At 36.5% G+C, this 25,249-nt stretch carries 25 protein-coding genes and 1 pseudogene; 20 read left to right on the forward strand and 6 right to left on the reverse strand.

The features are described 5' to 3' along the window. Positions 1-525 (forward strand): GNAT family N-acetyltransferase, encoded by a 525-nt coding sequence (locus tag SJY24_RS13185; RefSeq protein ID WP_377864926.1) that lies wholly within the window; start codon positions 1-3, stop codon positions 523-525. 159 nt (positions 526-684) lie between these two features. Beyond that, complete coding sequence (locus SJY24_RS13190; RefSeq protein ID WP_377864927.1) at positions 685-1,395, forward strand: histidine phosphatase family protein; 711 nt, start codon at positions 685-687, stop codon at positions 1,393-1,395. Between the two features lie 66 nt (positions 1,396-1,461). Here the strand turns inward: SJY24_RS13190 and SJY24_RS13195 are convergent, their stop codons facing one another. After that, positions 1,462-2,427, reverse strand: a complete 966-nt coding sequence (locus SJY24_RS13195; protein ID WP_377864928.1) for a quinone oxidoreductase family protein — start codon at positions 2,425-2,427, stop codon at positions 1,462-1,464. A 123-nt stretch (positions 2,428-2,550) separates the two neighbouring features. On the opposite strand from SJY24_RS13195, the gene SJY24_RS13200 reads away from it, so the two are divergent. From SJY24_RS13200 to SJY24_RS13210, 3 genes are all read left to right on the forward strand, one after another. Beyond that, a complete protein-coding gene (locus SJY24_RS13200) occupies positions 2,551-3,444 on the forward strand; it encodes a LysR family transcriptional regulator (RefSeq protein ID WP_377864929.1) in 894 nt (297 codons plus the stop codon). 302 nt (positions 3,445-3,746) lie between these two features. Then, positions 3,747-4,259 (forward strand): DUF2690 domain-containing protein, encoded by a 513-nt coding sequence (locus SJY24_RS13205; protein ID WP_328023764.1) that lies wholly within the window; start codon positions 3,747-3,749, stop codon positions 4,257-4,259. A gap of 17 nt (positions 4,260-4,276) precedes the next feature. After that, positions 4,277-4,753: a DUF2690 domain-containing protein gene (locus SJY24_RS13210; RefSeq protein WP_000765247.1), complete on the forward strand. Its 477-nt coding sequence runs from the start codon at positions 4,277-4,279 to the stop codon at positions 4,751-4,753. Positions 4,754-4,861: 108 nt separating this feature from the next. On the opposite strand, the gene SJY24_RS13215 is transcribed toward SJY24_RS13210, so the two are convergent. Then, positions 4,862-5,398, reverse strand: a complete 537-nt coding sequence (locus tag SJY24_RS13215; protein ID WP_377864930.1) for a GNAT family N-acetyltransferase — start codon at positions 5,396-5,398, stop codon at positions 4,862-4,864. A 552-nt stretch (positions 5,399-5,950) separates the two neighbouring features. On the opposite strand from SJY24_RS13215, the gene SJY24_RS13220 reads away from it, so the two are divergent. Then, entirely contained in the window at positions 5,951-6,712 is a 762-nt protein-coding gene (locus tag SJY24_RS13220) for a CPBP family intramembrane glutamic endopeptidase (protein WP_377864931.1), read from the forward strand. Positions 6,713-6,927: 215 nt separating this feature from the next. On the opposite strand, the gene SJY24_RS13225 is transcribed toward SJY24_RS13220, so the two are convergent. Beyond that, a complete protein-coding gene (locus SJY24_RS13225; protein WP_377864932.1) occupies positions 6,928-7,416 on the reverse strand; it encodes a DinB family protein in 489 nt (162 codons plus the stop codon). Between the two features lie 204 nt (positions 7,417-7,620). Between SJY24_RS13225 and SJY24_RS13230 the strand changes: the two genes are divergently transcribed. Next, positions 7,621-8,076 carry a DinB family protein gene (locus SJY24_RS13230; RefSeq protein WP_377864933.1) on the forward strand — a complete coding sequence of 152 codons (456 nt, stop codon included), beginning with the start codon at positions 7,621-7,623 and terminating at the stop codon, positions 8,074-8,076. Positions 8,077-8,354: 278 nt separating this feature from the next. Then, positions 8,355-9,391 (forward strand): annotated as a pseudogene (locus SJY24_RS13235) (DUF4003 domain-containing protein). 189 nt (positions 9,392-9,580) lie between these two features. On the opposite strand, the gene SJY24_RS13240 reads toward SJY24_RS13235, so the two are convergent. Further along, positions 9,581-10,345: a DUF817 domain-containing protein gene (locus tag SJY24_RS13240; RefSeq protein ID WP_377864934.1), complete on the reverse strand. Its 765-nt coding sequence runs from the start codon at positions 10,343-10,345 to the stop codon at positions 9,581-9,583. Between the two features lie 275 nt (positions 10,346-10,620). Here SJY24_RS13240 and SJY24_RS13245 point away from each other — a divergent pair, with 275 nt between their 5' ends. The 5 genes from SJY24_RS13245 to SJY24_RS13265 all read left to right on the forward strand — a co-directional run bounded on the left by SJY24_RS13245 (position 10,621) and on the right by SJY24_RS13265 (position 14,705). Further along, complete coding sequence (locus SJY24_RS13245; protein ID WP_377864935.1) at positions 10,621-11,655, forward strand: FecCD family ABC transporter permease; 1,035 nt, start codon at positions 10,621-10,623, stop codon at positions 11,653-11,655. After that, a complete protein-coding gene (locus SJY24_RS13250; protein WP_377864936.1) occupies positions 11,656-12,672 on the forward strand; it encodes a FecCD family ABC transporter permease in 1,017 nt (338 codons plus the stop codon). It abuts the gene before it with no gap. 21 nt (positions 12,673-12,693) lie between these two features. Then, positions 12,694-13,602, forward strand: a complete 909-nt coding sequence (locus tag SJY24_RS13255; RefSeq protein ID WP_377864938.1) for an iron-hydroxamate ABC transporter substrate-binding protein — start codon at positions 12,694-12,696, stop codon at positions 13,600-13,602. Positions 13,603-13,827: 225 nt separating this feature from the next. Next, complete coding sequence (locus SJY24_RS13260) at positions 13,828-14,379, forward strand: GNAT family N-acetyltransferase (RefSeq protein ID WP_377864939.1); 552 nt, start codon at positions 13,828-13,830, stop codon at positions 14,377-14,379. A gap of 98 nt (positions 14,380-14,477) precedes the next feature. Then, positions 14,478-14,705 (forward strand): coiled-coil domain-containing protein, encoded by a 228-nt coding sequence (locus SJY24_RS13265; RefSeq protein ID WP_001047523.1) that lies wholly within the window; start codon positions 14,478-14,480, stop codon positions 14,703-14,705. A gap of 71 nt (positions 14,706-14,776) precedes the next feature. On the opposite strand, the gene SJY24_RS13270 is transcribed toward SJY24_RS13265, so the two are convergent. Beyond that, positions 14,777-16,102: an ArsB/NhaD family transporter gene (locus SJY24_RS13270; RefSeq protein ID WP_377864940.1), complete on the reverse strand. Its 1,326-nt coding sequence runs from the start codon at positions 16,100-16,102 to the stop codon at positions 14,777-14,779. A gap of 404 nt (positions 16,103-16,506) precedes the next feature. Between SJY24_RS13270 and SJY24_RS13275 the strand changes: the two genes are divergently transcribed. Both SJY24_RS13275 and bshB2 read left to right on the forward strand, forming a co-directional pair. Continuing rightward, a complete protein-coding gene (locus SJY24_RS13275) occupies positions 16,507-16,857 on the forward strand; it encodes a YojF family protein (RefSeq protein ID WP_000407039.1) in 351 nt (116 codons plus the stop codon). Positions 16,858-16,872: 15 nt separating this feature from the next. Next, entirely contained in the window at positions 16,873-17,535 is a 663-nt protein-coding gene (bshB2, locus tag SJY24_RS13280; protein ID WP_377864941.1) for a bacillithiol biosynthesis deacetylase BshB2, read from the forward strand. 70 nt (positions 17,536-17,605) lie between these two features. On the opposite strand, the gene SJY24_RS13285 is transcribed toward bshB2, so the two are convergent. Further along, a complete protein-coding gene (locus tag SJY24_RS13285; RefSeq protein WP_377864942.1) occupies positions 17,606-18,838 on the reverse strand; it encodes a MerR family transcriptional regulator in 1,233 nt (410 codons plus the stop codon). 186 nt (positions 18,839-19,024) lie between these two features. Between SJY24_RS13285 and SJY24_RS13290 the strand changes: the two genes are divergently transcribed. The 5 genes from SJY24_RS13290 to SJY24_RS13310 all read left to right on the forward strand — a co-directional run bounded on the left by SJY24_RS13290 (position 19,025) and on the right by SJY24_RS13310 (position 25,233). Continuing rightward, entirely contained in the window at positions 19,025-20,311 is a 1,287-nt protein-coding gene (locus tag SJY24_RS13290; RefSeq protein ID WP_377864943.1) for an NAD(P)/FAD-dependent oxidoreductase, read from the forward strand. Between the two features lie 13 nt (positions 20,312-20,324). Further along, positions 20,325-21,797 (forward strand): aldehyde dehydrogenase family protein, encoded by a 1,473-nt coding sequence (locus SJY24_RS13295; RefSeq protein ID WP_377864944.1) that lies wholly within the window; start codon positions 20,325-20,327, stop codon positions 21,795-21,797. Between the two features lie 45 nt (positions 21,798-21,842). Next, positions 21,843-23,261 (forward strand): MATE family efflux transporter, encoded by a 1,419-nt coding sequence (locus SJY24_RS13300; RefSeq protein ID WP_377864945.1) that lies wholly within the window; start codon positions 21,843-21,845, stop codon positions 23,259-23,261. Positions 23,262-23,305: 44 nt separating this feature from the next. Continuing rightward, positions 23,306-23,587 (forward strand): cupin domain-containing protein, encoded by a 282-nt coding sequence (locus SJY24_RS13305; RefSeq protein WP_377864946.1) that lies wholly within the window; start codon positions 23,306-23,308, stop codon positions 23,585-23,587. A 185-nt stretch (positions 23,588-23,772) separates the two neighbouring features. Continuing rightward, the gene (locus SJY24_RS13310; RefSeq protein WP_377864947.1) at positions 23,773-25,233 is read left to right on the forward strand and encodes a CoA-acylating methylmalonate-semialdehyde dehydrogenase; all 1,461 of its coding nucleotides are present in this window, start codon (positions 23,773-23,775) and stop codon (positions 25,231-25,233) included. Positions 25,234-25,249: the final 16 nt, after the last annotated feature.

Here is a 25,249-nt window from a genome sequence, read left to right on the forward strand (position 1 = left end):
ATGGTAACGATTAGACAAGAACAAAAAAATGATTATAGTAAGACAGAAGAAGTTGTAAAACAAGCATTTTTAAATGAAGAATTTAGTGATAAAACAGAACATGAACTTGTAAAACGTATTAGAAAATGTGATGCATTTATTCCAGAATTATCATTAGTTGCGGTTGATGAGGGAATAGTGGGGCACATTTTGTTATCAAAAATTACAATAGAACAGGATGGAACTTCTGTAGAATCATTAGCACTTGCACCAGTATCAGTTGCTAGGGGCCATCAGAAAAAAGGAATTGGCGGAAAACTGATCGTAGCTGCTTTAGAAAAAGCGAAAGAACTAGGGTATGAATCTGTTGTGGTATTAGGGCATCCAGAGTACTATCCGAAATTCGGATTTAAAAAAGCAAGTGATTGGAATATAAAAGCACCATTTGAAGTGCCAGATGAAGTGTTTATGGTGATGGAGCTAAGAGAGAATGCTCTTCAAGGTGTAGAAGGAATTGTACAATATTCGAGTGCTTTTGCTGAGTAGGAGTATCGATTAAGAAATGTAATCATAAAAGATGCTATCTTTTTGTAGGGATATACAGAAAGATAGCTTTTTTATTAAGCAAATTCACTTACGTATATTTTGCTCAATGAATAATTGAGGTGGTAAAATTGATATAGAAATGTAAAGGGAGAGAATAGAATGAAGAAGCGAGAAACAGATAGCAATGAGAATGTAGTTACGTTATATGTTACAAGACACGGTAAAACAATATTAAATACGAATCATCGCGCGCAAGGTTGGGCAGATTCGCCGTTAGTAGAAAAAGGCGTGGAAGTTGCCTCTAATTTAGGAACAGGATTAAAAGATGTTCATTTTACGGATGTGTATAGTAGTGATAGCGGCCGAGTGATTGAAACTGCTAATTTAGTATTAAAATATAGTGAGCAATCAAAATTGAAACTTGAGCAAAGGAAAAATTTACGAGAATTAAATTTTGGTATTTTTGAAGGTGAAAAACTTGAAAATATGTGGGATGTGGTTGGAAAAGCTGCGGGCGTTGCATCACCAGAAGAACTCATGAAGTTTTCTATTCAAGAAGTGATTAATCTTATTAGAGCAGCAGACCCTACGAAACAGGCGGAAGATTGGGAATTATTTTCTACTCGTATAAAAGCAGAGATTGATAAGATTAGTGAAGAAGCTGCTGCAAATGGTGGCGGTAACGTTTTAGTTGTCGTTCATGGGCTTTTGATTACTACATTAATAGAAATGTTAGACAGTAGTAAAACAAAACTTGGAGTGGAAAATGCTAGTGTGACGAAGATTGTATATCAAGATGGAACATACACAGTCGAGTCGGTTGGAGATATGAGCTATGTTGCAAAAGGGAAAGAAAGTGTGGAAATATAATTAAATCTCAAATAGAAATAAGAAAAGGAGGCTAGAAAATCTAGCTTCCTTTTTAAATGGGAACGATTAAGGGATTAATAAAATCTTCCCAGTACTTTTTCGGCTCTCTAATAATTCATGTGCAAGAGCACCATCTTGCAAAGAGAATGTAGTAGCATTCGCGATGTTTAATTTTCCAGTCGTAATCCAATCAAATAATTGAGTAGAGCGTTGCTTACGTTCTTCATACGTAGTAAGAACGTTCCAAAGGTCTCCGCCAGTTAAAGTTTTTGAAGTATCCATAAGCATACGTGGATCTACAGGCGCGGGATTACCGCCAGCCATTCCATAGAATACAACGGTACCACCAACTTTAGTAGCTTTAAAACTTTCTTCTAAAGTAGAACCTACTGATTCATACACAACATTTACTCCGGCACCATTAGTTAATTCAAGTATTTTCATATGCCATGCTTCAGTATATAAAAATACGTGATTAGCACCAGCTAACGTAGCTACTTGTGCTTTTTCTTTTGATGATGTAAGACCGATTACTGTTCCGCCCAGTAGTTTAATCATTTGAACGAGAAGTTGACCAACGCCACCAGCTGCAGCGTGTACTAAAGCTATATCGCCTTGTTTTATTTGATAGCTATCTTTCGTTAAATAATGTGCTGTTAATCCTTGTAATAAGACAGAAGCGGCTGTTTCAAAAGAAATAGAGTCTGAAAGTGTAATTGCTTTTTCAGATGGAACGGCAACTAATTCTGCATTTGAGAATGGAACGTCAGCAAATGCAATACGGTCTCCGGGATTGATAGTAGTAATGTTAGCTCCTACTTTTTCAACAATACCAGCGCCTTCATAACCTAATATATAAGGCGGATTACCAGCGAGATGATAATCACCGCGGCGTCTATAAATATCAGCGAAATTTAAACCGATTGCTTGCATGCGAACAAGAATTTCATTTGGATTTATGATTGGATCAGGTATTTCTTTATATTGTAGTACATTAGCGTCTCCGAATGCTTCGAAACAAAGTGCTTTCATATGGAATACCTCCATTTATATTGTTTGTCGATGTTCTTTATCATACAATACAAATATCAATAGGCAAAGAGGGTTATTTCGATAAAATCAATCGGAAATACCGATTGAAAAGAGGGATGATAAATGGAGATAAAACAATTAATTACATTTAAAGTAGCAGCAGAAAGTTTGAATTTTACACAAACTGCGAAGAAATTAAGCTTCGCTCAGTCGAGCGTGACAGCGCAAATTAAAACGTTAGAGGCTGAGCTCGGTACACCATTATTTGAGAGATTAGGAAAACGTCTTTTCTTAACTGAGGCAGGAAAGAAGTTTCAACTATATGCCGATAAGATGATTGCGCTTAGTAACGAAGCGAAAATGGCTGTGAAAGATGATGAGGAAATGGCGGGTACGTTAATAATTGGTGCACAAGAAAGTCAATGTACATACAGGCTTCCATCTATATTAAAGAAATTTAAAGCGCAATTTCCGCAAATAAAACTTATATTTAAACCAGCACATTCCAATAAAGATGCGAAGGAACAATTGATGGAGGGGAAAGTAGATCTTGTATTTATTTTAGACGAATGTAAAACAGAGGATGTTTTACATGTGGAGCGACTTATGAAAGAAGAATTAAAAGTAGTAGCTGCTCCTACGCATCGTTTACTTGAACAACCTTCCGTTTCTACAAAAGATTTAGAAAGCGAAACACTTTTACTAACAGAACTAGGTTGCTCGTATCGAACTTTATTTGAAGAGTTATTTCACGCAGAAGATGTATATCCGGCAAATAAAATCGAGTTTGTTAGTGTAGAGGCAATTAAACAATGTGTCATTGCAGATTTAGGTATAGCAGTTTTGCCAGCAATAGTAGTAGAAAAAGATATAGGAGAGGGAACGATAAAGGAGTTAGTTTTAAAGAATACAATCACTCCGATCTATACGCAAATCGCTTGGCATAAAGATAAATGGATGACATCGCCGTTACAGCAATTTATTGAGGTAACGAGGGAGTCTTTTACAACAGATTAAGTGGAGAAATATTTATTTTATATAAAAGAAAAAATGGCACTTTTGTATAAAGAACCGATGCTTGAATGAAACAAGTATCGGTTCTTTTATGTTTTAAATAAAGAATGCTATAAAATGTGTATTTCTCAACTTTTTTTCTTACAAGGATAAGTAAATTTCTTCGTATATTCCAATAACCATAAGGGAATTTACAACGTTTATTCGTTTCTGTAAGATGCCTCTAGGAAGAATGAAAGGAGGGCTTACATAGCGGTATAGCTTGTCTTTATGATACGTACTTATTTTGAGGGAGGAGATTTACAATGTTTAAAAAGTTAATGAAAGTATGTGTGTTAAGTGCAGCGAGTGTAGGGGTATTATTTAGTTTTCAAGGAAGTACATTTGCAGCTACTGATTTAAGTAGTTATTATGACGGGAAAAATCCAGCTACAACGAAAGTATATGGGGGAAGTACAACGTGTGATGCAGATGGATTTAATGCAAAATCTACAGCAGTTTATGAAGGTAGTAAAAAAGTAGGGACAGTGTATTTACGTTACAGTAATAAATGTCACGCAGCATGGTCTAAGCTTGTTTTAGATCAACCAGCACCTTCCGTTTCTGGAGGGATATATGCTTACGCTGTTATTAATAAATATAAAAACGGTGTATTTCAAAAATCAGTAGACTCAAATAGTGGTAATGGAGCAATAAAAACAGGTCAAACGAGCACGTATACAGGAATGGTATTTGATTTAACTGCTGATTTTGGTTATACAGCTGATGCTGAAGCGGTGACGATTAATAACGGTTACGGAAAAACAGGACGTTATTAATAAAGGAGTGGAATACTATGAAACTTTTTAAAAATGTGGGAGCATTTCTTTTTCTATCTGTGTTTGTTTTAACAAGTGTGTTTAGTACAACTAGTAATGATAAAGCATATGCAGAAGATCATTCATATGATGGAAAAAGTCCATACTATAATAGCTGTGATCAATCCGCTGTAACGAAAGAAAAGAAGTGGATTGATTCAAATTCTTATGTAGAATTAAAGTTTAGTACAACGTGTAAGACGGCGTGGGCAAAAGTTACTGTAACTCGTCCAGCAGTTTATAATAACGAAGCTGATGCAAGGATTGTCAGAAAAACAGATGGAAAAGCATATACTTGCGGGAGTGCTGGAGGAAATGGTGTTGTAAATAAAGGGCAAACATCATGCTATACGCCAATGGTATATGATTTAGATCCAAGAAAGGCGCAAGCGCAGGGGAAACATGCTATTCCGAATAGTGATGCATATAATTATGCTGAGACTATTTGGTATTGATATAATACATGAGTTAAGAGTTGTTATTTGATATGAAAATGAAAGAACCTTACTGCATTTTATTGTGGTAAGGTTCTTTCAAGTTGTTAATAGTTTAAGAACAGTTATTTACAATGACATATCTTTATAATCACTTTTAAGTATCGCCATAATAATTTCATCCGAGAATGTATCGTTATAAAATAAAGATTGACGTAAGGTTCCTTCTTTTACAAACCCAACCTTTTCATAAGCTCTAATTCCACGTAAATTATGGCTAAATACTTCTAACTGTAACCGATTTAAATATAGTTGTTCAAAAACAAATTTTAAAACAATTGTAATAGCTTCAGTTCCATATCCTTGTCCTGTTAATGCTATGGAAAGCATTGATATTCTGAATACTGCTCTTTTGTTCTCCTCATCGATATCTAAAATCGACAACTCTCCAATCATTTCCTCAGTGCTTTTTAAACAAATAGCGAAATCATAGCGACTTGAATCATTATTTATGTGATCTATATGTGTTTTAATTTGCTCCAATGAAAAAGTAGACTTGGTTCCAGTCATATATCTTATTTCATCATCCATTGTACTTTCTAATATAATAGGCGCATCTAGCTGACAAAGAGGTCTTAAATAAATTCTGTCACTCTCTAATCTCATTATAAATTTCTCCTTAAGGTTGGTGATAGAGTATCTAAATATTTTTGAAAAGAGTTGTATTGTTTGAAAAGTATGAGTCTTACTTTAATGTTACATGAATTTTATAATGATATGGTATACCTAAAACAAATAATAAAGGTTTTATACACAACAAAATACATCATTAAACTTTTTGCTATTATCATTATTATTGTTTTGCATTCCGCTTTTAAATGAACACGAGTTTTTCTAGATAGTTTAAGTCGAAAATAAGTATGTACCACTAATCTGCATCGTAGTTCAACAAGAACTAAATAATTTTATCGGCACTTTAAAAGAGCGTGTTTTGATCATTTTTCAAAATAAGCTCTTTCTTTTTGTTTATTCCCGATTAACGGATAGTAAGACACCATATTCGAGTCGCGAATGAAGCAAAGTAGGTAGAGGGAAGTTTGTCCACTCATAAAAGCTGGATTGAGTATGGATGTTCCTTTAGGGATTTGGGATAATTTAACATAAGATGTTTTCTTTCATCCAAATTTATGCTGTAATTAAAATAAAGGAGGCAAGTAAATGGGGAAAGAAATTAAACGATATGTAATGTGCACTTTAATATTTACATGGATACTATGGGGGCTACTAATTAACTTAATAAAATTTAACATTACGACATTTGGTACACCGCTAGCGATGATAGTATTTGTTTTTGGGGGAATCATGCCGGCAATCGTTGCAATTAGCTTAAAGAAAAAATATGGATCAAAAGAAGAGTTCAGAGTGTTTATAAAAAATGTTGTTAATCCTAAGTATCATTTTTTATGGTATATTCTAATCGTTGTTTTGGTTTTTATTAGTTGTTATCTGCCAATAATATTTGGTGGAGCAACGATGCAAAAACCATTATACGTGGCATTGCTTAGTTTTCCAATAATGATCGTTGGTGGTGGTCTTGAAGAAATCGGATGGAGAGGATTCTTACAGCCTGCCCTTCAGAAAAGGTTTTCGGCATTTTTTAGTACGATTATTGTGAGCTTTATATGGGCTATTTGGCACTGGCCGTTATGGTTTATTCCGGGCACGAATCAAACTCAAAGGGATTTTATAGCTTTTATAATTACGACAATTGCCATATCGTTCTTATTAACTACAATTTATAACGCAACTAAAAGTATTTTTATGTGTCTAATTTTCCATGCGCTTCTTAATTCTTTTTGGAGTGTGTACGTGCCAAATGATAAAGTGTTACCAGCATTTCCAACTTTTATTTTCGGAATTTTCGTGTTTATTGTGTATAAAGTCGTAATAAAAAGAAAGAACCTCTTATTGATTAGGTAACTGAAATAATAAAAGGAAACATATTAATATATTTTTTTATGGATATGAAACTAATTAATAAGAACACGACACAAACATAATTAAAATATAATACAGGTTTGCGCCGCAAAAAAATTGCAAAACTATAAACAACGTCAAAAAGAATGAAGAGCCTTTCCGTATACATAAACAATGTTAACGACAGTTATAGTAGTTCATTTGTTAAAACAATCGAATTAACTAAGATCTGTATCAGGAGGAGTGTACCCAAGGTGACGAGCCATTGATACAATTTGTCCTTTATGATGAAACTCATGTGTCTCTGTATGAGTTAAAAGCCATAGCGGAGTTGTACTCCAAGGTTCTTTTTGCCATTTCACTTCATTTGCTATATTTTCGAGCCAACGGTCATTGTATTCATCTAAAAAACGTTGTACAGTCGCATCTACTAACTTAAATCTATCACGGACTTTGGTGACATCTGCATGCTCAATTTCATCATCACTAGCGAATGAAAAATCCGCTCGTTTTTGATTGAATGCGAATGATCCAAGCCAGTATCGATAGCAATCGGCTACATGAATATGCGTCTTCATAATGCTACCGCTTCCGAAATTAGGAACAGTGCTATGTAATTTTTCTAGTGGGATTTTTTCCAAAAACGAAAATAGAGTTTCTCTTGTAGAGCTAATAAGATGATATTGTTGTTTTAAAACATGTAACATGCAACTACACTCCTCTTTTATTTACTAAACTATTTGTGTAGTAAGTAATTCTATATTTATGAGAGGTGAACCTTTTTATTATTTTTACTAAGCATATTAGATGTTTTTCTTAATTGTTTCTGATAAATTAAACAAGGTGAAACTTTAATAAGTGGAACATTTTTAATTCATAATAAACTGTACATAAAAAAGGGGAACGATAAAATGAATAGAATAGTTGGTTTGAAACAATTTGAAATGACGCGCGGGGCATTACTTAAATTTATGGAGACGCTTGATGATAAAACTGCGGATACGCAGCCGGAGGGCTTTAACAATACAATTCGCTGGCATATTGGTCACGTGTTAACGGCAGCAGAAATTTTCATGTTTGGAAGAGAATTTAAGCAATTGCCAACTGAATATCCAGGTATGTTTGGATATGGATCAAGACCATCTAAATGGAAAACAGAAGGGCCATCATTAGAAGTGCTAACGGTTCAATTAAAAGAACAAGCGAAGCGCATTCAAGAAATTCCAGCAGAAGCATTTGAAAATAAACTTCCAGAGCCATTTTTAGGGTTGGAAACAGTTGGAGAGCTTTACGGTATGATGCTTTATCATGAAGCAGACCATATTGGGCAAATGAAGGCGATGGAACGTATTATTAAGGCTCTTTAGTTTTTGGTAATGTTAAATAATATATAGACAAAAAAGGATAGATAATTTATTATCTATCCTTTTTTGTTGTTGAACTTCTTGAAGGATTAAGGATTATGAACGCTAATCATCGTGATGCTGATGAAGAAGGAAAGAAAATTAACCTATTAGGATAAAGAAACATCCTAAATTTTATGGTAGTTATTATTTTTTTGTATTACTTAATAGAAAAATATTGAAAATAATACAGAAGAAAGTATAAGGTTGCAAAATCTGTATGAAATAGGGTATTCCTAAATATGGAATATACGTATAATAAAAGAGAGGAACTAGAAAATGGGGGAATACTATGATTACATCGAAAAAAAAGTTGGGGCAATACACACATACATATGCACAGTTAAAGGGAGAACTAAAATGGAAAACGAGTGATTCTCGAACCGGTATGATGATTGCTGCTATGTATGCAGGTAGTGATAAATTGTTTGATATCGGCCGTTTTTTAGAAATTAGTAGTTATATTAAGAATCAGGTAGGGATGTTTTCATACTTAAAGTCTTATCATCGCTTTGTGGTGGCCGCAACATTAGATATTCACTTTACAGATTATAAGAAAGCTTTTCGGGAGTTTTTAGATTTATATGAACAATTGGTCGCTGGTGGTTTTAGCCGAAGTATATTTACTTATCTCGCAGCAGCTGTGCTTTTAACAGAAGAAAATGAACAGCATGGCACGCACATTCAGCGTTCGATGCAAGTATATAAACGTATGAAAGAGGATCACCTTTTTCTTACAGGTACAAATGATTATCCGCTCGCGGTTTTACTAGCAGGACAATCAGAGAATGTAGAAACACTTATGGATCGAGTAGAACGTCTTTATCAAAAACTAGCGAAAGCTGGTTTGCGTAAAGGGAATGATCTTCAATTTTTAAGTCATATACTTTCATTAAAGAAGGATGTCCGTGAAGAAATGTTAGTTGCAACATGCACAAACATTTGGAATTTGTTAAAGCAGGAAAAGATAAAAGTAAAACAGATGCATTACCCAGCTATCGGGCTATTAACGTTACTTGAGGATGGAGAAAAAGAGATTCATTCTATTAAAGCGTTGATTGAAAAATTGCAGGGGGAGAAATTATTCCGTTGGCATACAGATACGAATATTCTTATTGCTATTCAACTGTTCGTAAGTCAGAAAGGTGAGGAAAGTAAAGCTACCAACACAGGTTTACAAACAATGATAGAAGTCCTCATACAAGCACAACAAGCAGCTATGATAGCAACGATTGCCGCTTCATCTGCAGCAACTTCTTCTGCTAGTAGTAGTTCATAATGTGCAACGGTTTATGCTCTTGTAAATTATGATGAACCTATAACCTCTTTGATGAGAACGGTTTAAAAAATATTAATAAAAAAGGCCCATCACTCTCTAATGAGTGATGGGCTAACTGTTTTTACAGAGTGGATTTTTTATTGGGTAAGGAAGATAAGTTGTTATTTTAATGTTTTTACATAATTAGCATTATCTTTTCGACGCCTTCAAATGTTTGAGTTGTGTAACAATCATAATGCTAATAACAACGAGTAAAAACCATGAGCTAATTTTGCTTAGGTGAACGAGATTCCACGTTTCCCGTTGATTTGGATATTGCCACGCTCCAAAAAATGTTGCGATGTTCTCGGCAATCCAAATAAAGAAACCGATAAGGAAAAAGGAGAGAACGAGTGGCATTTTATATGTAATGCCTCGTAATGAAAATTCCACAAATGTGCGAAAGAAAACAATGAATAAAATTAAAGTTAATACCCATCTAAAGTCATATAGAAAATGATGGGTAAAAAAATTAAAGTAAATCATTGCTCCTAGAGGTATTGTAAAAATAGCTTTCGGCCAATGATGCATTTGTAAATGCAATCTTCTCCACGCTTGGCATATGTAACTTGCAACACTTGCATACATAAAACCACTGTAAAGCGGAACCCCCAAAATCTTCGAATACGCCTCTTCGGGGTAACTCCATGAACCGAAATGTACTTTATATATTTCTAGCAAAAGGCCGATGAGGTGGAAGACAGTAATTACTTTTAGTTCGTCTTTCGTTTCAAGACCAGTCTTATACATCACCCACTGCATAAGAAGACATACGATAAGTATGAAATCATAGCGATATAATCCCGGAATAGAAATGATTTTTGAAAGGGCTAGTGTTAAGAAAATAACAACAGGGAACAAGCAGGATAATGCTTGTTCGTAAGTAAAGTGTAGTAGTTGTTTTACATAAAACATTGTTTCACCTTCAATGAATATATTTAGAAAATTGAAATAATAACTTAGTATACTACAAATATGGAAATAAAACAGTACGTCATTTTGCATGTATTTGGAAGTTTTAGAAGGGAATTGTAATAAGTATTTTAATATTTTAGCAAAGTAAAAAAATAGTTTGCTATTTAAAAAAAGTGGGGATATAATATCTAAATGAAAATGATAATTAATATCAATAATGATTATAAATAAAAAATAATTATAAAAACAACTGAATATAAAGGATGAAATGAAACATGTTACATAAGTCTACTGTACATGCTGGCAATAATCGCTGGATACATATTAAGTTCGTATGTTTCATGAGCTTAACAATTTTATGTTTAATCGGATCTATATTTTTAGCTATTGCATTCGGGGCAAAGGATATTCATTTGCAAACGGTGTGGACAGCGGTTTTTGATTATAATCTGAAATTAACGCAGCATCAAATTATTTATGAATTAAGGCTTCCGAGGGTAATTGGTGCGGCAATTGTAGGAGCAGCTTTTGCAGTCGCTGGTGCTGTAATGCAAGGGGTAACACGAAATCCGTTAGCGGATGCAGGAGTGCTTGGGATAAATGCAGGCGCAATGTTTGTAGTAGCGCTTAGTTTTGCTTTTTTCCCGCATATGCCGTATTCCTACTTAATGATTGTTTCCTTTATTGGAGCAGTTTTAAGTACAGTACTCATTTTTATTATCGGATCAGCAACATCAGGCGGATTAACACCGATGAGGTTAACGATTGCAGGGGCAGTTATGGCCGCGCTTTTACATTCGTTAAGTTCAGGTGTCGCGATTTATTATGACTTAAGTCAAGATTTAGCGTTTTGGTACGCTGGTGGTGTTGCAGGCGTTAAGTGGGAACACTTGAAATTTTTAGTGCCTATTATTCTCATAACAATTGTTTTTGCGACAGCGCTAGGGCGATCTATTTCACTCATATCAATGGGGGATGATGTCGCTACAAATTTAGGTGTAAAAACGAACCGAACGAGAATACTCGGGATGATTATAGTAGTGATTCTAGCAGGTGTTTCTGTTTCAGCTGTTGGTTCCATTGGATTTGTAGGACTAGTCATTCCGCATATTGCTAGAAAATTAGTTGGCGTTAATTATCAACTTATTATTCCTATGTCAGCATTATTAGGAGCTATGTTATTGGTTTTAGCTGATTTAGGAGCAAGAACAGTAAATCCTCCTAAAGAACTTGCGATAGGAATTATGGTAGCCCTTGTTGGAGTTCCGTTCTTCCTTTATATAGCACGTAAAGTTGGGAGGGAGTTATAAGTGAAGGATCTTTTTAACACGGATAAAAAGAGAGCTATTACTGTAACTACAATTTTCGGATGTATAAGTATCGCTGTAATTTTGATTAGCTTAAATACGGGAACGCTGAGCATCGCACCGCTCAAAGTAATTCAAACGCTTTTTGGCTATGGTGATTTTGAGAGTGCAACCGTGCTATACGATTATCGTATGCCAAGAATTATAATCACAATGTTAGCAGGTATTGGCCTTGGGGTTTCAGGTGCGATTTTGCAAGGGCTATCTCGTAATGCACTCGCAGATCCTGGTATTCTCGGATTACATTCGGGTGCATCTTTCGGGCTTATTGTATTTGTTACTTTCTTTCATTCTATTAACGAGAGTGCATCGATTTTAATACCGTTATTTACATTTGGCGGAGGAGTGTTAGCTGCATTTCTTATTGTTTTGCTTGCGAGTGATCGGTCAAAAGGTTTACTTCCCATTAGACTTATTCTTGTTGGTATTGCAGTTTCAGCTGGTTTTAGTGCACTTTCGTTATTTTTCTCGCTCAAGTTAAATGATGAGACGTATACATTCGCTTCTAGGTGGTTAGTTGGTAACGTGTGGGGAAGAGATTGGATTCATGTCCTAGCATTATTACCTTGGATTTTGATACTAACTCCGTACGCATGGCTGAAATCTAAAACGTTAAATGCACTATCACTAGGTGATAGTGTAGCAGCAGGACTTGGTGTATCTGTTCAAAAGGAACGGTTACTGCTTTTAGCTACAGCGGTAGGATTGTCTTGTGCAAGTGTATCAATGGCAGGGGGAATTGGCTTTATCGGCTTAGTTTCTCCGCATATCGCAAGAAAGTTAGTAGGTAGTACATATCAACATTTCCTTCCGTTAGCTGGCATAATTGGAATGATTATTTTAGTACTCGCGGATACGATAGGGCGATCTTTATTTGAGCCAAACTCTATTCCAGCTGGCGTAGTAGTAGCGGCTTTAGGTGCGCCATATTTTCTTTATTTACTTACAAAAACAAAATAAATACTTCAAAGAGGAGAACATATGAAAAAGAAACTTACTATTTTATTTAGCATTATGTTTATTTTAGTATTATCAGCATGTGGTCAAACGAAATCTAGTGAAGAGGCAACTAAAAAAACTGAAAAAAGTAATGATCCAAAAATTGCTTCTATGTCTATTCATTTAACGAATAACTTACTTGCATTAGGAATTACACCGGTAGGTTCTGTTATTGGTGGTGATTTAAAAGATTTCTTACCGCACGTAAAAGAACAGCTGAAAGATACGAAGAAACTTGGCGTTGTAACAGATCCGAATATGGAAGCGTTACTTCAATTAAAGCCAACTGACATTTATGTTGATGAAAAATATGCTGGTAAAGATTTAGCGAAATACGAAAAAATTGCAAAAACACATACTTTTAATTTAGATGAAGGTACGTGGAGAGATCATTTAAAAGAAGTAGGTAAACTTGTAAACCGTGAGAAAGAAGCAGATAAATATATTCAAGACTATGAAGAACAATCAAAACGAGTAAAAAGTTTGATAGATAAAGAACTAGGTAATAACGAAAAAGTAATGGCAATTCGCGTGACTGCAAAAGAATTACGTGTATTTAGCACGAAAAGACCGATGGGACCAATTTTATTCCAAGACTTAGGGTTACAACCTGCAAATGGTGTAGAAAAAATTGATGGAAACCGTCCTTTCGAAGTCATTTCACAAGAAGTATTACCTGACTTTGACGCAGATGCTATTTTCGTTGTTGTAAATAGAGATGATAAAGCGAAAGCAGCATTTAAACAACTTCAAGAAACACCAATTTGGAAAGACTTAAAAGCTGTTAAAGGCAAGCACGTATACATTATCAATGACCAACCATGGCTTGACTATTCTGCTTTAGGCAACAAAATGGCAATGGATGAAGCGGAGAAAATGTTTACGAAATAATACAGTTTTACTATTAGGAAAGGCCCTCTAAATTTGGAGGGCCTTTTTATTGTTGTTATTGTTAGAATAAATGAAAAATTATACAATGAAGTTAATTTAATGCAAGGGAGATGTGCCAATGTCAGCGCTTATTGTGAGTATCCCGTTAATACAACAGTTCAAAGGACAAGGGGATAATAGGCTAGAATAATTGTCCCCGCTATTTTAAAAAAAGGGGAGTTTTAGATGACAAAGAATCTTTTTCAAAATAAAACTATTAAATTATCAGCTATTAGAGAAACGGATGCTAAAGTAATGGCTATGTGGCAAGAGGATAGTGAGTATTTAAGAAATGTAGATACAGACTTAGCATTCCCGCAATCATTACATGAAATAGAAAGTGATGGGCTATTAAAGGGACGGAGATCGAATAGTGTTTCTTTCATGGTAAGGAAAGTTCAAGATGATCGCTTAATTGGTTTTGTGGCGATTCATGGCATAGAGTGGAATAACAGAACAGGTTTATTAGCAATTGGTATAGGAGATGCGAATGATAGAGGGAAGGGATATGGAAGGGAAACAATACACCTTATTCTAAAGTATGCTTTCTATGAATTGAATTTACACCGCATCGGTCTCGATGTTATTTCGTATAATAAACCTGCCATTACACTGTATAAAAAGATGGGTTTTCAGATGGAAGGTTGTATGAGAGAAGCGGTGCAAAGAGATGGGAAGTGTTTTGATCGTATGATTATGGGGATATTGAGGGATGAATGGATAGAGCTGCAAGATTAAAAGTACATTCCATATTATATATGTAGTATGCAGGAGATATACCGGTAATTGGCGAAATTTTACAGTGCACTGATTGAATTTATAAGGAGTTATGCAAAATGAATTTAGAAAAAAGTAAACCAGTAAATGAAGAGGTCGCTGAATTAAAAGAACTAATTAAAGAATTACATGGAAGTGTACACCAACTTCAAAGTGAAGTGCAGCAATTAAGGCACGAAAGACCAGTTGTTGAAGTGAGAAAAGGTGTTCAATTATCACCGGCAATAGTCGGACAAATTGGTGGTATGATTTTAGGTGGATTAGCAATTATAGGTATATTTTGGTGATGGAAAAAGGTATGCGGCGTAGTGCTGCATACCTTTTTTGTTTGAAGATATAATTTCATATAATACAACTTTTACATTAAATAACGTAAATATATATAAGCATGTGATAACAATAGCGCAATGATCGTTAAGGGGAAACCAATTTTTAAGAAGTCCATATAAGAGAACCCATGTCCTTCACGTTTTGCAATACCAGCAACGACTACGTTTGCGGATGCTCCGATTAATGTTCCGTTTCCTCCTAAGCAAGCTCCAAGTGATAACGCCCACCATAGTACTTCGATTTGCGGAGAATCGACAGATAGTCCGAGTCCTGTAGCTAAGTCTTGAATAAGTGGGATCATCGTTGCGACAAATGGGATATTGTCAATTGTCGCAGATGCGATGCCTGATACCCATAAAATAAGTATCGCAGCGAAACCGATATCGCCATTTGTTACGTCGAGTACTTCTTTTGCGAGTGAAGAAATAAGTCCGATATCAATTAACCCGCCAACTAGAACGAATAGTCCAGCGAAGAAGAAAATGGTTACCCATTCAACGTGGGCAAATACATCTTCAATATCATGTTCTTTTACTCCGATTAGCATAAGAAGTGTAGCGCCTGTCATCGCAATTACGGCAGCGTCTACATGAATAATAGAATGAAGTACAAAGCCTAAAATAGTTAGTCCTAAAATCGAAATGGATTTTAAAAGGAGGCCTTGATCTTTAATATAATCTTTTTCATTTAATGCCATTAATTTTTCGATTTGTTCAGGTGTTGTTTTTAGTTTGTTACGATACATGAAGTAAATAATGCCAAGTGTAACGATAGAAATAATAATTACGATGGGAGCTAAGTTTAGTAAGAAGGCATTAAAGTCTAAATGCTTATTAGCTGATCCAATCATAATGTTCGGCGGGTCACCAATTAATGTTGCTGTTCCGCCTATGTTTGAAAATAGAACTTCTGAAATTAAATAAGGAACAGGATTTACTTTTAAAATACGTGTAATGGATAGCGTAACAGGCACGATTAATAATACGGTTGTTACATTGTCCAAAAATGCAGAACCGACAGCGGTTAATAGGGATAGCAATAATAAAATGCGGATTGGTTTTCCGCTAGCTGCTTTAGCTGCTTTAATGGCCACGAATTCAAACACGCCTGATTGACTCGTAATATGTACGAGAATCATCATCCCAATTAAAAGGGTGATCGTTTCCCATTGAATATGTGATGTGAAAGCAGTATGTAAATCTACAATTCCAAAAATAATCATAATAGCAGCACCGAATAGTGCGATTACAGCACGATTCAATTTCTCAGAAATAATAAATCCGTACGTGACTAAAAATACGGCAATTGCAAAATAATATTGCCAATTTGCTACTTCATGTGCTGAATGTTCCAAACATGTCACCTTCTTTAAAGTATGTATTCAATTGTAAAAATGCATCCCTCTGCGTAATTTATATTGTAGCAAATTCAAAAAAGAAAGAAAACTATTTAACAAAGTGAAGGAAAAAATATGATTTTTACATATCATATAAAGTGAAACTTTAAACAGTGGGGGTTTTTGTTCATCCCCCACTGATTATTAGTTGAACCAATCGGGCATTTACGGATAGTTGATTTCCCACCTAGCTGACGTGTGTTCGCTGGATTTTGAGGTGGGAATCTTACTATCCGTTAATGCGGGATAAAAAATATAAAAAACACAGTGCAAATTATTAGGAAAAGTGGGCGTTGTCCTCTAATATAGAGATAGCAATTTACATTATTTTTGCGTAAAATGGTTTAAAGAGGTGAATTCCGATGGAAATAGTAAAAGATAGTTCTCTTATTCAAAATGAAATTGAACGTTTTGTAAATAAAGATGTATATATTCATTTAGAAACGACGAACGGAGCGTATGCGTCACACTTTAATGAAAAGATGATGACAGTTGGAGCATTCATTCGAAATGCAATTATTCGCTTTGAGCGCGGGAAAATAACTGGAACAAATCCATACCGAGTTGGTTTGAAAATGGATCATGGCTGGGTATATGCAGAAGGCATTACGCACTGGGAAGTAGACGATAAAGAGCGTTTATTACTAGCAGGGCATGATAACCAAGGCCGCTTAGCGGTAGCACTTGAGTTAAGCTTAACGCCATTTAAGTAAGAAGGAGGGAAACTTATGGAGAGACATGTACTTGTTGTATTTCCGCATCCAGATGATGAAGCATTTGCTGCGGGAGGAACAATTCGCTTATTAACAGATCAAGGAGTACCTGTAACGTACGCATGTGGTACTCTTGGACAAATGGGACGTAATATGGGGAAAAATGTATTCGCTAACCGTGAAACGATTCCAAATATCCGTGAAAAAGAATTAAAAGATGCGTGTGAAGCGATGGGGATTCAAGATTTAAGAATGCTCGGTTTCCATGATAAAACGTTAGAATTTGAAGATGTTGATTTTGTTGCAGATAAAATCGAAGCGATAATTCAAGAAGTAAATCCATCTCGAATTATTACATTTTATCCAGAACATGGCGTACATCCAGATCATGATGCATTTGGCCGTGCTGTAGTTCGCGCTGTATCACGTATGCCAAAAGGAGAACGTCCAGCCATTCATGCGGTTGCGATTACGAGAAATCGCGAAGCAGTACTCGGTGAACCGGATGTTGTAAATAATATTAGTGAAGTATTTGAGCATAAATTAGCTGCACTAGGCGCGCACCGTTCACAAACAGAAGCAATGCTTGAAGAAACACATGCAAAAATAAAAAACAAAGACGCAGCAACATTAAAATGGCTGCAACTTGAACAATTTTGGACTTATAAATGGGAGTAGGCTAGAAGGATACCTTCTAGTAGCTCTTACATAGAAAAAAGCGCCGTCACTTGTGATGGCGCTTTTTGTACTATTGTTTCGTACTAGCCAAATACATGAGCATGTGGAATTTTTCGTCTCTTACATGATAATCGAAATAAGGTCCTGGATTTGTACAGTAACCAATATTTTCATTTTGCATGATTTGAAATCCGTTAACTGATAAATTTTCTTCTAAGTATTTTGGATGTAAAATATGCTCATGGGAATTTGGATATAAGGCTGAAATATTTTTCAAGGATTTGGCCGAGTTATCATAATACGAGTATCCACCGACAATTGTTGAACTGTTATGTAAATAGTTTTTTAGAACGTGACTTGGGAACTCTGGGTTGAGCAGTGAAAAATCAGTTATTGTAAAACTATCCACAAAAACATCGATGCTAAGTGGTTTCAATGGTAGATTTAAATCGGAATTCAAAATATAAAGGACGCGTGGCTTTGGATTCATACGCTCAATTCTATTTCTAACCTTCTTGAGCATTGCAAGCGAATAGCCACTGAATACATAGGATGCGCTCGGTTCAAGAATATCGATATATTTCGGTAGTGACACAAAAGCGTCAACGTTTGTTTCCACGACTAATTTGTTTTTTAAATCTATATTTTGTAGAACTTTTTGAAATTGAAAATTACTTTTTTCAAATAAGTTAATCATTTTGGGATTAATCTCTTTAATCGTTTCTTTATCGTAAAAATAAGATGGATAAGGAGACGTCTCGTACAAGTTCGCGGTAATGATAATACCCTCCTCGATAGCTGCTTCGTATCCACAGCTACAAGTTAAACTCCCCGTGTTAATGTAGACTTTTTTAATCGTTACATCTTTCATTTCAAGTGGAATGCGGCACTTCGGACAATAGAGCAAATTTGCAAAATCAAGCGGGATTCCTGTAATATTCTCTTCTTTGGATGAAGGTGAGCTAGTTTGAACCGCTTTTTCAATCAATTGGACAGTTTTTGATATATCTTCTTTCTTTTGGATTAGTTCGTTCTTTTTATCAATGAGCAAGTTGTTATAGTAGTCGATATCCTCATGGTCCGAGAAGTTTGTAACACGCCGATACGATAAAATTCGTTGGATTTCTATCAATGAAAAATGAAATTTTTTCAGCTCAGTAATAAAAGCCATGTCGTCTAAACACAATTGGTTCATTTGATACTGGGTGTTTTTTTTGTCTGGTATTAATAATCCTAGTTCAATGTAATAACGTACGGTATCAGTTGTAACATGAAAAAGCTTCGCAAATGTACCAATTTTCATAGATGTCCCCCCAATGAAAAAAATGGAGTTACTCCATTTTTTTCGCAAAATGAATAAAAAAAACTCTTAAATGGCTATTGACTTGGAGGAAACTCCAAGTCATATTATTAATTCAATAAATGTGAATATTTTGAATATTTTTGAGTGTATTGTAACATACATGTCACGAAAGGAGAAGGATTAGCTATGGATAAGATGGATCGAATGGATACTCTCTCATTGTGGAAAGCGACTGCCAACAGATATGACAAAGGAAAACCTCTTGAAGGAAATGAAGAGGCGGATGTTGTCATTATTGGCGCAGGTTTCACAGGTCTTTCTTCTGCATATCATTTGCAAAAATTAGGGAAGAGTGTCATTGTCCTTGAGCAGGAAATAATTGGGTATGGCGCAAGTGGTCGTAACGGCGGGATGGTATTGCCAGGCTATAAGCCAACGATGCAGGAGCTTGCTAAGAAGTATGGTGCTGAAGAGGCGAGACAACTTAACGATCTTTCGCTGCTTAGTGTTGAACTAGTTAAAAACATCATCGATGAGCATCAAATCCACTGTAACTTTAGAAAGACAGGTCACATTGTGGCGGCTTACAAAGCCAAGCATTTTGAAGGATTGAAACTTGAAAGTGAATACTTAAACAAAAATTTTGGATATGAATGTAGCGTGCTTAATCGAAGTCAGTTGCATCAAGAAATTGATTCCCCGCAATATTATGGTTGCTTAGTCGACGACTCGAGTTACTCGTTCCAACCACTGAACTATGCAATTGGTTTGGGAGAAGCAGCTAAATCAATCGGTGCAAAAATCTTTGAGCATTCGAAAGCACTATCTATTGAGTACGGTCGAAACAGTGTGAAAGTTGTTACAGAAAAAGGTGCTGTTACAGCGAAAGACATTATTGTTGCTACAGATGGTTACTCCGGAAAAATTATGGCTGAATTGAATAAAGGTGTACTGCCAATTTCGGCACGTATTATTGCTACTGAACAGCTTCCAGAATCATTGGTGAATAGCCTCATTCCTAAAGATCGCATGGTTTTTGATACAAGCAGTTTCCTTTACTATTTCAGACGTACACCAGATAATCGGATTGTATTTGGTGGTGGTGATATTCGTCCGAACTTAGGCGATGCTGTTTATCAAAGTGTTTATGATGCCATGGTTAAAATAATGCCCAAACTAGAAGGAAGCAAGATTGATTACAGGTGGGGTGGATTTATCGGCGTGACAATTGATACGTTCCCGGTTATCGGTAGATCCAAAGAAGGCGCATATTTCGCAACCGGTTATACGGGCCATGGCGCGTCTCTCTCAACATTGTTTGGTAAGTTATTGGCACAATGGATTGTTACAGGAAGTGCAGGTGGATATCGATTTGAAAAGGAACGCCTTAAATCATTCCCATTCTATAATCAGAAAACGATGCTGGTCAATATAGCACATATTGGCTTTAAACTGGTAGATATTATTGCGTAAAGGAGAGAGGTTTATGGAGATTAACATGTTCATTGACGGGAAATGGGTAGAAGCATTATCAGGTGCTAGACGAAACATAATTAACCCTGCAACCGGAGAGGTTATGGCAACTTCTGCTCATGGATCGGCGGATGATGCGAAGATAGCAATCAAGGCAGCGCGTAAAGCGTTTGACAGCGGAATCTGGTCGAACTTATCGGCTGATGAAAGAGCCGACTATCTATATAAGATTGCAGACCGTCTTGAAGAGAAGACAGCTGAAATTGCCCGTTTGGAAACTGAAAATAACGGTAAGGTTATCCGTGCAACAACCTATGTAGATATTCCTGTATCGATTCAATGCTTCCGCTATTATGCTGACTTGATTAAAGGTATGAAAAAAGAATCTTACACTCGTGATGATGCTTCAGAAACGATTATTATTCATGAACCGATTGGTGTTTGTGGACTTATTGTACCTTGGAATTTCCCGCTTATGTTAGCTGTTTGGCAAATTGCTCCTGCACTTGCCGCAGGAAATACAATTGTAATTAAGCCTGCTGACGTCACTCCTGTAAGCGTATACAAATTATTTGAAATTATTGAAGAGATTGGACTGCCAGACGGAGTGGCAAACTTAGTATTGGGACCTGGATCAAAGGTTGGGAATGAGCTTGCAGAGAGCCATGATGTTGACAAAGTTGCCTTTACCGGTGGAACAAAAACAGGTCAAAGTATTATGCGCGCAGCTGCGGGCAATATGAAAAAAATCACACTTGAACTAGGTGGGAAATCTCCACTTATTGTGTTCGACGATGTGGATTTTGAAACCGCAGTCGATAATGCGATGTTTGGCATTTTCCACAATGCTGGGCAAGTTTGTTCAGCTGCATCTCGTTTGCTTGTACAAGAGACTATTTACGATAAGTTTGTTGAAAGATTGGCCGAGCGTGCGAACAAAATTGTAGTTGGCAACGGGGAAAGTGAGAACATTGAAATGGGAGCTCTCACAACTGAGTCTCATATGAATGAAGTTTTACATTATATCCAGAGAGGAATCGAAGAAGGTGCAAAATTAGTTTGCGGTGGTAAGCGCCTAACAGAAAATAGGCTTGATCGAGGGTTTTTCATTGCACCAACCATCTTCGCTGATGTAAATGAGAATATGTGTATCGTTAAGGAAGAGATTTTTGGTCCAGTTCTTGTTGTACAGAAATTTAAAGATGAGGAAGATGCCATTCAAAAAGCGAATGATTCCATTTATGGATTAGCCGGTGCTGTATTTACTGAAGATATGGCCCGAGCAAAACGTGTCATTAGTAAATTACGTGCGGGAATTACTTGGATTAATAGTTATCATCTCGCTTATGTTGAAGGCCCTTGGGGAGGGTATAAGCAAAGTGGTATCGGCAGAGCGTTAGGTACTGTTGGACTGGAGCACTTTATGGAAACGAAGCAAATCAATATCCACCAGCATGCAAATCCGGTAGGGTGGTATGCGAATTAATTGAGCTTAACTTGCTATATAAATTATTTGTAAGGGGATATGCTCATGAAAATAGTGGACAACCGTCCGTCATCGAAAATAGAGAAACGAGAAGTAATGAATAAACCGATAGACGATTCAGTGCTGGGAACCAAAAGTATTCCGTTACTATATTTACGGTTTGCTTTGGCAGGAATTATGGCTAACGTAATTCTAGGGGTTGTATCGGTTATCGATGGCTATTTCGTCAGTGGCTTTCAGGAGCTAGAAATCGAAGGAATCGGAATTGGATTTACGGTCATGGTTATTACCCGTATGATTGGTGTTCTTTTGGGTGTGGGAGCTGGAGCGGTCATTTCACTTCGACTGGGGAAAGGGAAAATCGAAGAAGCTAGAAGTATTATGGGACAAACTTTATGGTTTACTCTTTTCCTGTCTTCTTTGTTAGCTATACTTGGGTTGGCCTTTGAAAATGATATTATGATTTTATTTGGAGCAAGTGATGAAGCACTTCCGTATGCGGTGCAATATAGCCGACTGCTATGGATTTCGTTGCCATTAACAATATTGGCTGTTGTATTAAGTATTTTAACTAATATCGATGAAAAACCTATATTATCAATGAACAGTTGGTTAGCTGCAGCGGTTGTTGCTGGGACTATGGAATGGATTATGGTAGTGAAGTATGACATGGGGATGATGGGTTCTTCAAGGGCTAATACGATTTCGCAATCGATTCCTGTTCTCTTAATCTTTTATTTCTGGTTTGGTAAAACAAAGCTTAAGCCAAAAATGAAAGACATGATGATTAATTTTAAGAAAATTGGTGAAGTAGTTTGGACGGGCTTTGCATCTTTCTCGAGTCAGTTCATGATGTTTATTGCGATTATTTTCACCAACAACTTACTGCAAAGCTACGGTGGTGGTCTGCACGTTGCAGCTTTCACGATTCAAAACGGTTACATTACAAATCTCCTCGCCTTAGCGGCGCTCGGTGGGATGACAGGACTTCAACCAATTATTAGTTATAATTACGGTGCGGGCAACCTTGATCGTGTGAAACAAGCAATTAAGATGGGACTCATTTTTACAGTTTCCTTCTTTGTGATTGTGACAGCCATACTAATCATTTTTGCAGATCCAATTGTGTCATTTTTTTCCGGTGGTAATCCTGAATTACAGAAATTGGGCATTTGGACGACAGTTATATTCAATTGTTTGTTTACGCTTAGTGCAGTTAGCCTGCTTATCTCTGGTTATTTCGAATCACAAGAGAGAAACTGGTCCGCAACGTTTATTAGTGTAAGCAAAATATTGTTGTTCATGTTACCGTTTCTATTTATTTTCCCGAAATTCTGGGGTGTAGAAGGTGTATGGTACGCTGCCCCTGCTGCAGAAATTCCAGGTGTTCTCATTGCCATATACTTTATGACGAAAGAGTTTAAACGTTTAAAAGATCCAAATGTTAAGACGGTAGATTTATAGACATATTCCTTCAAAATTACCAATACGAAAGAGAGAGGGTTTTCATGTTTTTTGCGAAAAAACTTACAGTAGAAGAAGCAGAGCAACTAGGTGCCTACACATGGGAACCATGGATAGGCGAACCGAATAAAGGTACTTGGCATGTGGAGGAACAGGAAGTTTTCTATGTGACAGACGGTGAAGTGTTTATTACTGTTGATGGGAAAAAGTATCATATTACAAAAGACTGGGTCGTTTCTTTGGCTAAGGATCTTGTTTGTGAATGGGATTGCCCAGTGTTCTTGAAAAAGAATTATAAAATGAACCACGAGATTATTCTGAAATAATGTGAACTGGGGAGTGGACAAATGCTAAGCAGATGACTGCTCCTGTATATTCAATGGATAAGAAATTAAGATTAGTAATATTGAAGAAATGTATGTAAATAAGTTTATATACCACCTAATGAAATTTGCTTTCTTTTTTAGGTGCAATAACATAGGATGGTTATCTTAAAATAGGCGGCTTCACCATGGTAGTAACGAAAAATGTACAAACGTTGAAAAATTATATTGGCGGACAATGGATAGAATCCACAAGTAAGCAAGCTGAAGATGTACCAAATCCAGCAACAGGAGAGATTATTGCTCGTGTGCCTCTTTCGACTAAAGAAGATTTAGATAGAGCTGTAGCAACTGCGAAAGAAGCATTCAAAACATGGAGAAAGATCGCTGTACCTCGGCGTGCTAGAATTCTATTTCGCTATCAACAGCTATTGATTGAAAATTGGGAAGAGTTAGCTAAACTCGTAACCTTGGAAAACGGAAAAAGTTATCAAGAAGCATACGGTGAAGTACAGCGGGGGATTGAATGTGTTGAATTTGCCGCAGGAGCCCCAACTTTAATGATGGGAGAGCAACTTCCCGATATTGCAACCGGTGTTGAATCAGGGATGTATCGTTACCCGATCGGAGTAATCGCAGGAATAACGCCATTTAATTTTCCGATGATGGTACCATGCTGGATGTTTCCACTCGCGATTGCATGCGGAAATACGTTTGTATTAAAACCATCTGAAAGAACACCGCTATTGGCTAATCGTATAGCTGAACTGTTTAAAGAAGCAGGTCTTCCAGATGGAGTGCTAAACATTGTGCATGGTGCACATGACGTCGTTAACGGCATTCTTGACAATGAGGATGTGAAGGCTGTATCTTTCGTTGGTTCTCAACCTGTGGCTGAGTATATATATAAAACAGCAGCAGCTAACGGTAAACGTGTACAAGCTCTTGCGGGGGCAAAAAATCATTCGATCGTATTAAAAGATGCGGACCTTAGTTCTACAGTGAAAGAAATTATAAATGCTGCCTTCGGTTCAGCTGGTGAACGATGCATGGCAGCGGCAGTTGTTGTCGTGGAAGAAGACGTTGCAGATGAGCTTGTTAATAGGCTGCTTCAAGAGGCTAATGCTATTACGATTGGTAATGGTTTGGAAGAAGGTGTGTTCCTTGGTCCTGTTATTCGTGAAGGACATAAAGAGCGGACACTTGGATACATTCAATCCGGAGTAGAGCAGGGTGCGACACTTATTCGTGACGGACGTGAAGACGATGCAGCAAACAGCCAAGGTTATTTTGTTGGTCCAACGATTTTTGACAATGTGACACAGGAAATGAAAATCTGGCAAGATGAAATTTTCGCACCGGTTCTTTCTATTGTACGCGTAAAAGACTTGATGGAAGCGATTCATGTTGCTAATGCATCGCCATTCGCAAATGGTGCATGTCTGTACACAAATAGCGCGAAAGCTATTCGTGAATTCCGTGAAGAAATTGATGCCGGTATGCTTGGGGTTAATCTTGGAGTTCCTGCTCCAATGGCATTCTTCCCATTCTCAGGTTATAAGAAATCTTTCTATGGTGATCTCCATGCAAATGGAAAAGATGGCGTAGAATTCTATACTCGCAAGAAAATGCTTACGGCTCGTTATTAAAAGATTCATGTGAAAT

Origin of the sequence: Bacillus sp. R86525, from assembly GCF_042466195.1 — a bacterium.
GTDB lineage: Bacteria > Bacillota > Bacilli > Bacillales > Bacillaceae_G > Bacillus_A > Bacillus_A nitratireducens.

Bases quoted from the DNA above. Each gene is read 5' to 3' on its own strand.
- SJY24_RS13185 (WP_377864926.1), top strand. From the start codon at position 1: ATGGTAACGATTAGACAAGAACAAAAAAATGATTATAGTAAGACAGAA.
- SJY24_RS13190 (WP_377864927.1), top strand. From the start codon at position 685: ATGAAGAAGCGAGAAACAGATAGCAATGAGAATGTAGTTACGTTATAT.
- SJY24_RS13195 (WP_377864928.1), bottom strand. From the start codon at position 2,427: ATGAAAGCACTTTGTTTCGAAGCATTCGGAGACGCTAATGTACTACAA.
- SJY24_RS13200 (WP_377864929.1), top strand. From the start codon at position 2,551: ATGGAGATAAAACAATTAATTACATTTAAAGTAGCAGCAGAAAGTTTG.
- SJY24_RS13205 (WP_328023764.1), top strand. From the start codon at position 3,747: ATGTTTAAAAAGTTAATGAAAGTATGTGTGTTAAGTGCAGCGAGTGTA.
- SJY24_RS13210 (WP_000765247.1), top strand. From the start codon at position 4,277: ATGAAACTTTTTAAAAATGTGGGAGCATTTCTTTTTCTATCTGTGTTT.
- SJY24_RS13215 (WP_377864930.1), bottom strand. From the start codon at position 5,398: ATGAGATTAGAGAGTGACAGAATTTATTTAAGACCTCTTTGTCAGCTA.
- SJY24_RS13220 (WP_377864931.1), top strand. From the start codon at position 5,951: ATGGGGAAAGAAATTAAACGATATGTAATGTGCACTTTAATATTTACA.
- SJY24_RS13225 (WP_377864932.1), bottom strand. From the start codon at position 7,416: ATGTTACATGTTTTAAAACAACAATATCATCTTATTAGCTCTACAAGA.
- SJY24_RS13230 (WP_377864933.1), top strand. From the start codon at position 7,621: ATGAATAGAATAGTTGGTTTGAAACAATTTGAAATGACGCGCGGGGCA.
- SJY24_RS13240 (WP_377864934.1), bottom strand. From the start codon at position 10,345: ATGTTTTATGTAAAACAACTACTACACTTTACTTACGAACAAGCATTA.
- SJY24_RS13245 (WP_377864935.1), top strand. From the start codon at position 10,621: ATGTTACATAAGTCTACTGTACATGCTGGCAATAATCGCTGGATACAT.
- SJY24_RS13255 (WP_377864938.1), top strand. From the start codon at position 12,694: ATGAAAAAGAAACTTACTATTTTATTTAGCATTATGTTTATTTTAGTA.
- SJY24_RS13260 (WP_377864939.1), top strand. From the start codon at position 13,828: ATGACAAAGAATCTTTTTCAAAATAAAACTATTAAATTATCAGCTATT.
- SJY24_RS13265 (WP_001047523.1), top strand. From the start codon at position 14,478: ATGAATTTAGAAAAAAGTAAACCAGTAAATGAAGAGGTCGCTGAATTA.
- SJY24_RS13275 (WP_000407039.1), top strand. From the start codon at position 16,507: ATGGAAATAGTAAAAGATAGTTCTCTTATTCAAAATGAAATTGAACGT.
- bshB2 (WP_377864941.1), top strand. From the start codon at position 16,873: ATGGAGAGACATGTACTTGTTGTATTTCCGCATCCAGATGATGAAGCA.
- SJY24_RS13285 (WP_377864942.1), bottom strand. From the start codon at position 18,838: ATGAAAATTGGTACATTTGCGAAGCTTTTTCATGTTACAACTGATACC.
- SJY24_RS13290 (WP_377864943.1), top strand. From the start codon at position 19,025: ATGGATAAGATGGATCGAATGGATACTCTCTCATTGTGGAAAGCGACT.
- SJY24_RS13295 (WP_377864944.1), top strand. From the start codon at position 20,325: ATGGAGATTAACATGTTCATTGACGGGAAATGGGTAGAAGCATTATCA.
- SJY24_RS13300 (WP_377864945.1), top strand. From the start codon at position 21,843: ATGAAAATAGTGGACAACCGTCCGTCATCGAAAATAGAGAAACGAGAA.
- SJY24_RS13305 (WP_377864946.1), top strand. From the start codon at position 23,306: ATGTTTTTTGCGAAAAAACTTACAGTAGAAGAAGCAGAGCAACTAGGT.
- SJY24_RS13310 (WP_377864947.1), top strand. From the start codon at position 23,773: ATGGTAGTAACGAAAAATGTACAAACGTTGAAAAATTATATTGGCGGA.